This window comes from Pseudomonas sp. Irchel s3a12, from assembly GCF_900187485.1.
Lineage (GTDB): Bacteria > Pseudomonadota > Gammaproteobacteria > Pseudomonadales > Pseudomonadaceae > Aquipseudomonas > Aquipseudomonas neuropathica.
On record NZ_FYDN01000024.1, the window covers coordinates 48286 to 55064 of the forward strand.

The 6779-nt window shown below is 58.7% G+C and carries 3 protein-coding genes, 1 rRNA gene and 1 pseudogene; 3 read left to right on the top strand and 2 right to left on the bottom strand.

The genetic code is table 11. The annotated features are described in order from the left end of the window. The first annotated feature begins 1 nt into the window (after window position 1). On the top strand, window positions 2-3394 hold the full coding sequence (locus CKW14_RS28595) for an amino acid adenylation domain-containing protein (protein WP_095126618.1): 3393 nt from the start codon (window positions 2-4) through the stop codon (window positions 3392-3394). Between the two features lie 22 nt (window positions 3395-3416). After that, entirely contained in the window at window positions 3417-3884 is a 468-nt protein-coding gene (locus CKW14_RS28600; RefSeq protein WP_095126619.1) for an SRPBCC family protein, read from the top strand. Window positions 3885-4026: 142 nt separating this feature from the next. On the opposite strand, the gene CKW14_RS28605 is transcribed toward CKW14_RS28600, so the two are convergent. Beyond that, window positions 4027-5907 (bottom strand): methyl-accepting chemotaxis protein, encoded by a 1881-nt coding sequence (locus tag CKW14_RS28605; protein ID WP_095051117.1) that lies wholly within the window; start codon window positions 5905-5907, stop codon window positions 4027-4029. 262 nt (window positions 5908-6169) lie between these two features. Between CKW14_RS28605 and CKW14_RS30305 the strand changes: the two are divergent. After that, window positions 6170-6406, top strand: a pseudogene (locus CKW14_RS30305) (PepSY domain-containing protein); the annotation flags it as partial. A gap of 71 nt (window positions 6407-6477) precedes the next feature. Here the strand turns inward: CKW14_RS30305 and rrf are convergent. Next, window positions 6478-6593: ribosomal RNA gene (gene rrf / locus CKW14_RS28615) — 5S ribosomal RNA — on the bottom strand. Window positions 6594-6779: the final 186 nt, after the last annotated feature.

Genomic DNA, 6779 nt, shown 5'->3' on the forward strand with positions numbered 1-6779 from the left:
CATGAAACGTCTCGACATTTTGCTGATTGGCACCAGCCAGGCGATGACCGACCTGGCGCAGGAACTGGAACAACACGGTCACTCATTGCAGCGCAGCGCTGCCGTTGCAGCGACGGTGGATCTGATCATCGACGATGGTTTTATCGGCGCCGGCGATTTCTGCTCGATCCCGCACCTGCATCTGCGTTTGGGTGTCGGCGTGCAGAGCCATGCCGGTTTGCCGACACTCGATTTGCTGTGTTTCCTTGGCTCGTCACTGATCAGCCGCGTGCCGATTGGCGATGAGCCGTCCGGCAATGGGCAGGCGCTGCGGCAACGGGTGCTGACGCAGGTGGTCGATGAAGTGGCGTTGCTGGTCAGCCGCTTCTCCCGTGATGCTGACTATCTGCAGCAGGCCGCGTCAGTGACTGCGCCGGATTTCGAGAGAATGGAAAACCTGCTGTTCCTCGACAGCCTGGCTTACGTCCATCGCCGCAACGACACGACCAATCTCACACTGCTGGAAGAGGCGCAGATCCCGGTGATCGAGCGCCTGCAACGAAGCTTGATCCACCACGCTGAACGCCCGGCGCTACACATCGCCGAACAGTCGATCAGCTATCGCCAACTGCACGCTCACAGTCGTGCGCTTCAGCAGCGGTTGCTGCCCTTGCTCGAGCAACAGCCAAAACCGTGGGTGGTCGGCATTTGCCTGCCAAAAAGCCCGGCGTTGTTTGCCTCGATTCTGGCGATCCTCGGCAGCGGCGCGGTGTATCTTCCGCTGGAGCCGAGTCATCCGTTACAGCGTCAGCAATACATTCTGCAAAATGCTGGCGCGCTGCTGTTGCTGCATGATGGCGAGCATCCGCTCAGCGCATCCATGGCGGGGCTGGACGTCAGCCGCATCGACAGCTCAGAGGCAGATCTCAGCCAACCGCTAATGCGCCGCCGTCCCGACCTTGATGCACCGTGCATGGCGCTCTATACCTCGGGCACCACCGGACATCCGAAAGGCGTGTTGCTCAGTCAGGCCAACCTCGCGCACTTCACCGCGTGGTACGCCGATTACGTGCAATTGCAGGCCGAGAGTCGGGTCTTGCAGTTCTCGTCGCTGAGCTTCGATTCGTCACTGATCGACATCTTCCCGACCCTGCTGGAAGGTGCCGAACTGGTGGTGCCGGACGACACGCAACGGCGCGATCCATTGCAACTGGTCGCGTTGATCCGCCGCCGACACCTGACCCACGCATTCCTGCCACCGGCGCTGTTGAGCATCCTGCCGCTGGAGCAACTGGAAGGCGTGCAAGTGATGACCGGCGGCGATGTCTGCGAGCCGTTTGTCATTGAGCAACTGACCCGTCAAGGCACACTGCACAACCTTTACGGCCCGACCGAAGCCACCGTACTGATCACCGCGCGCCAGCTCAAACCGGGCGACAGTAACCGCACCCTCGGGGCACCAATCGCCAACAGCCAAGTGCTGATTCTCGATGACGATTTGCAACCGGTGGCGGAGCACACCGTCGGCGAATTGTTCATCATCGGCCCCGGTGTTTGCCTCGGTTATCTGAACAATCCGCAGCAGACCGCCGAGCGTTATCTGACCCTGCAATTGCCGGACGGCCAAACGCTGCGCGCCTACCGCAGCGGCGACATGGCCAGGTGGGGCGAGCACGGTATCGAACTGTGCGGGCGGCGCGACAATCAGGTAAAAATCCGTGGCTTCCGGGTCGAGCCGGAAGAGATCGAGCGCTGCCTGCGCGAGAGCCAGTTGTACCGGCAAATGGCGGTGGTGATCGACAGTCAGCGGCGCATTCTCGCGTTCCTCGCACAAGCGCAATCGGACACCGCACGCGACGCGCTGAAAGCCCACGCCAGACAGTTTTTGCCGGACTACATGCAACCGGTGGCGTGGACCGAGCTGGCGAGCATGCCGTTCGCCAGCAACGGCAAAGTCGATCGCAAAGCACTGCTGGAACTGCCAGTGAGCGTGCAGGACAACGGGCCGAAATGCCTGCCGGTGAATGCCGATGAAGCGCTGTTGCTGGAGATCTGGGCGGAGTTGCTGGAGCTGCCGAGCAGCGACATTTCCACTGACGAAAGCTTCTTCAATCTTGGTGGCCACTCGATTCTGCTCTCGCGCATGTTGCTGCGTTTGCGTGAGGAGTTCGGGCGTAGCATTTCGATCAACCGCTTCATCGAACTGCCGACCATCATCAAACTGGCAACGCTGGTACGCGGCACCGATGACAGCGCCGTACTCAGCGCCCAGGCCATGGCCGACGCCGAGCGTGCACTGGAAATCGAGCCACTGCCGATCAGCCACATGGGCGATGTGCATAAAGTCATCGTAACCGGCGCCAATAGTTTTGTCGGCGTGCACATCGTTGAGGCGCTGCTCGGTTGGGGCGCCAGCGAAGTGGCGTGTCTGGTGCGCGACGGCGGCGGTAAAACTGCGGTGCAACGCTTTGCCGAGTCACTGCGTGAAAACCGCCTGGAGCATCTGGATCTGAGTCGCGTGCGGGTTTACGCGGCGGATATTACGCGCCCGCAGTTGGGCCTGAATGACGACGACTATCAGCGCCTGGATCGCGAGTTCGGCGCACTGGTGCACAACGCCGCTAACGTCAATCACGTACTCGATTACGAGTCGCTGGCGGCGGACAACGTCGAACCGATTTTCGCCCTGCTGCGCTTGTGCGAAGGGCAGAGCAAAAAGGTTTTCAACTTCGTCTCGACGCTGTCGGCTTCCAGCACGGTGGACGATGCTGGACGGGTGCTGGAACTGCCAGCCGCCACGACCCCACCGATCTATATTCGCAACGGCTACAACCTGTCGAAATGGGTCGGCGAACGCATCCTCGAACGGGCGCGGGAACGCGGTGTACGGGTCAATCTGTATCGCCCCGGCAACATTAGTTTCAACAGCCTCAGCGGTGTTTGTCAGCCGCACAAAAACCGTTTGATGCTGATGCTCAAAGGCTCGATCCAGCTCGGCCAGGTGCCGGCCTTCGCGCTGAATTTCGACCTGATGCCAGTGGACTTTCTTGCCCGCTTCATTGCCTTCCACGCCAGCCGTTATTCACCCGAACGTGCAGTGTTCAACCTGCATAACCCCGAGCCATTGAGCTGGGATGCCTACGTCGCTTCGTTCCGCGAAACCGGCAGCAAGTTCGCACTGGTCAGCGTCGCCGACTGGCAGCAGCAGCTCGGGCGTGTCGATGCCGACAACGCGCTGTTCGGCGTGCTCGGTTTCTACCTCAACGGCTTCGAAGAAGACATCGGCGACATCTCCCTGATTGGCCATGCCAACGCTGAGGCCGGCGTGCAGTTGATGGGCGCGCACTACCCACAGAAATCCCCGGCACTGCTGCGTCGTGGCTGCGATTACCTGAAAGAAATTAACTTCATCTGATCCATCAAACAGGAGCAACACCATGAGCACTCTGCAACCCGACACCCTGATCAAAAACCCGCATGGCTACCACGTTGCGTCTTCGGTAGAAGTGCCGGCAGACGCGGCGCAGGTCTGGGCAGTGGTCGGCCAATTCGGCGGTTTCGACCGCTTCATTCCGGCGCTGTCGCACATCGAAACAATCGGCGAGGGTGTGTCCTCGCTGCGCAAAAAATGCTTCAAGGATGGCAACGTGGTGGTCGAGCAACTCAACTCCCGCGATGAGCAGGCCCGATGCATGACCTGGACGACGATTTACAACACGTTGGGGGTGGCGAATCTGTGGGCGGCGATGAATGTAGAATCGCTGGGCGCGGGTAAGTCTCGGGCGACGTGGACGATCATTGCCGAGCCGGCTGCGGGCGGTGAAGAGGCACTGCCAGGGTTCAAGGATTTTGTGCAGGGGTTTGCGGATGATGCGATGGGGAATGTGCTGAAGCTGTTTGTTTAAGGCTTGAGCTTGGCGGGGAGTTCTAGACCGCTATCGCGAGCAGGCTCACTCCTACAGTTGATCGGGTTCCTTCAGATGGAGCCCGGTTAATTTGTAGGAGTGAGCCTGCTCGCGATGAACGATAACGCGGTCTGACTTCAGGTCAGATCTTGAAGCTGTCGACCAACTGCTTCAGACGATTGGCCTGCTGCGACAACGCATCACAATCCTTCAACGTTTCATTGAGGTTGGCGACGCTCTGCTGGTTCAGCAGGTTGATCTGGTTAACGTCGACGTTGAGGGTTTCCACAACCGCGGTCTGCTCTTCAGTGGCCGCTGCCACCGATTGGTTCATGCCGTCGATTTCACCGATACGTTGAGTCACGCTGACCAGACGCAAACCGGCCTGATTGGCCACTTCCACGCTCTGCTCGCTGGACACCTGACTGGCGTTCATCGTGGTCACCGCTTCCCGCGAACCAATCTGCAACGACGTGATCATTTTGTGGATCTCTTCCGCCGACTCCTGGGTGCGATGGGCAAGGTTTCGCACCTCGTCCGCCACCACGGCAAAACCACGTCCGGCTTCACCGGCACGCGCCGCTTCGATTGCGGCGTTAAGTGCCAGCAGGTTGGTCTGCTGCGAAATCCCTTTGATCACATCGAGGATGTGGCCGATGTTGTCGGTGCTGGCGTTCAGGGTTTCGATCTGCGTGCACGACAGGCTGATCTTCTGCGACAACTCTGTCATCGCTTGAATCGTCTGCTCGACCACCTGACGACCGTCATCAGCCTGCTCGCTGGCGCCGCTGGCGTGTTGCGAAGCATCGGCGGCGTTGCGCGCAATTTCCTGAGTGGCGGCGCCCAGCTCGTTAATAGCGGCAGCCACGCTGTTGGTGCGCGCGCTTTGTTCGTCAGAACCGACGATCGAAGCGTTGGACGACGCCATCACGCGCTGCGACAAGTCATGCACGTGGCGGGTTGCCGAGGACACTTCGGAAATCGACGCGTGAATCCGTTCAACGAACTGGTTGAATGCGCTGCCCAATTCACCGAATTCGTCTTTGCTCTCAACCACCAGACGACGGGTCAGATCGCCTTCACCCTGAGCGATGTCCTGCATCGCACGACCCATGGTGGTCAGCGGACGCATCAACACATTGATCAACAGGCTCAGCAGCAGCGCAATCGCAGCCACAGCAACAAACATCGCGATCAGCGCCGAGGTGCGGAATTGGCTGAGTGCGGCGTAGGCTTTATCGCGATCGATCGACAGACCGATGTACCACTGCGCATTCGGCAGATCGCTGACCGGGGTAAACGACAGAATACGTTCCTGACCGTTGAGCACGACGTTCTGGTTGCCCTTCTCGATGCGCACGCTGGTGTTCGGGTAGATGTCTTTCAGGTTTTTCATGACCTGATCTTTGTCCGGGCTGACGATCACCTGACCGTCGGCGCTGACCAGAAACGCATGGCCAAGGCCACCGAAGTCCACCGAGTTGATGATCTTCACCAGGGTTTCCAGGCTCAGGTCACCACCGACGACGCCGAGCAGTTCGCCGTTCTTTTTCACCGGCATGGCGATGGTTACCACCAAGCCACCGACGGCCGCCATGTACGGCGGCGTCAGCATGGTTTTGTCGGCAGCGACTGCTTGCTTGTACCAAGGGCGCTGACGCGGGTCATAGCCGTCCGGCATCTTCGCGTCAGGGCGCTGGGTGAACACACCGTTGGCCTGACCGACATAGGTGAACTGGAAGTTCGAGGTGAACGCTGGTTGATCGACCAGGCCCGGGAAATCCGCGTCCTTGCCCTGATGGGCAACGTTCTGCGCGAGGTTTTCCAGCACCAGAATCCGCCCGCTCATCCAGTTCTGCACGCTGCTGGCGGTCAGATCACCGGCCTGCTGCACGGAAGACTGGAGGTTCTGGCGAATGGTGTTTCGCTGCAGATAGTCGTTGTAGAGGGTGAACAGCGCGAACGCCAGGACCACGACGCCCGAGGCGGCCAACAGGATTTTATGGCTGAACTTGAGATTCATTTCATGGGACTTCTTATGCCAAAAGTGGGGATGCGTTCCGGATGCAACATTCCATGTACAGTGCAGGCAGCGTTCTACTAGCCGCTCTACTTTGGTGCACGCATGTCTCACCAGTCTGTCGGCACGTGTCGGAGAAATCTTAGGGCCACACAGGAAATGGATGGTATTTCTGCCAGATTCCCGCCCAACGGCGTGCCAGAGCGTTCGTCACGGTGTTTTTCACGAGCAATGTTGGAGCGGCAATTGCAAATTCTGGTTGTGATTTCATGGTACGGACGGGCGCTTGTCAGGGCAGGAGATTGCTGGGCAGGGGACGTTGGGAGAGCAGTTTTACCGGTTGCAGGTGCCGTTACATGGAGGTCGAATCATTGGTGTTAAGGGGTAAGTGATGATCACGGTGCTAGCCGCTTTGATTGCAGACTTGTCGGGGACTGGCGTCTACATCTGGTGGCGCAAATGGCAGGCCCGACGTATCAGCAAGACACGTAAAGCTTTCTGATCATCGGTTTTGCAGGCCCTGAAATGACAAAACCCCTGTCTGCGTTAGCAGACAGGGGTTTCGGAATTTAATCTTGACGATGACCTACTCTCACATGGGGAAACCCCACACTACCATCGGCGATGCATCGTTTCACTGCTGAGTTCGGGATGGGATCAGGTGGTTCCAACGCTCTATGGTCGTCAAGAAATTCTTTATCTGGCCCGTCAACACGGTAACGAGCCAGCAAAAACAGTTACTTCTACTAAAACAAAACCCCAACTGCTTTCGCAATTGGGGTTTCGGAATTTAATCTTGACGATGACCTACTCTCACATGGGGAAACCCCACACTACCATCGGCGATGCATCGTTTCACTGCTGAGTTCGGGATG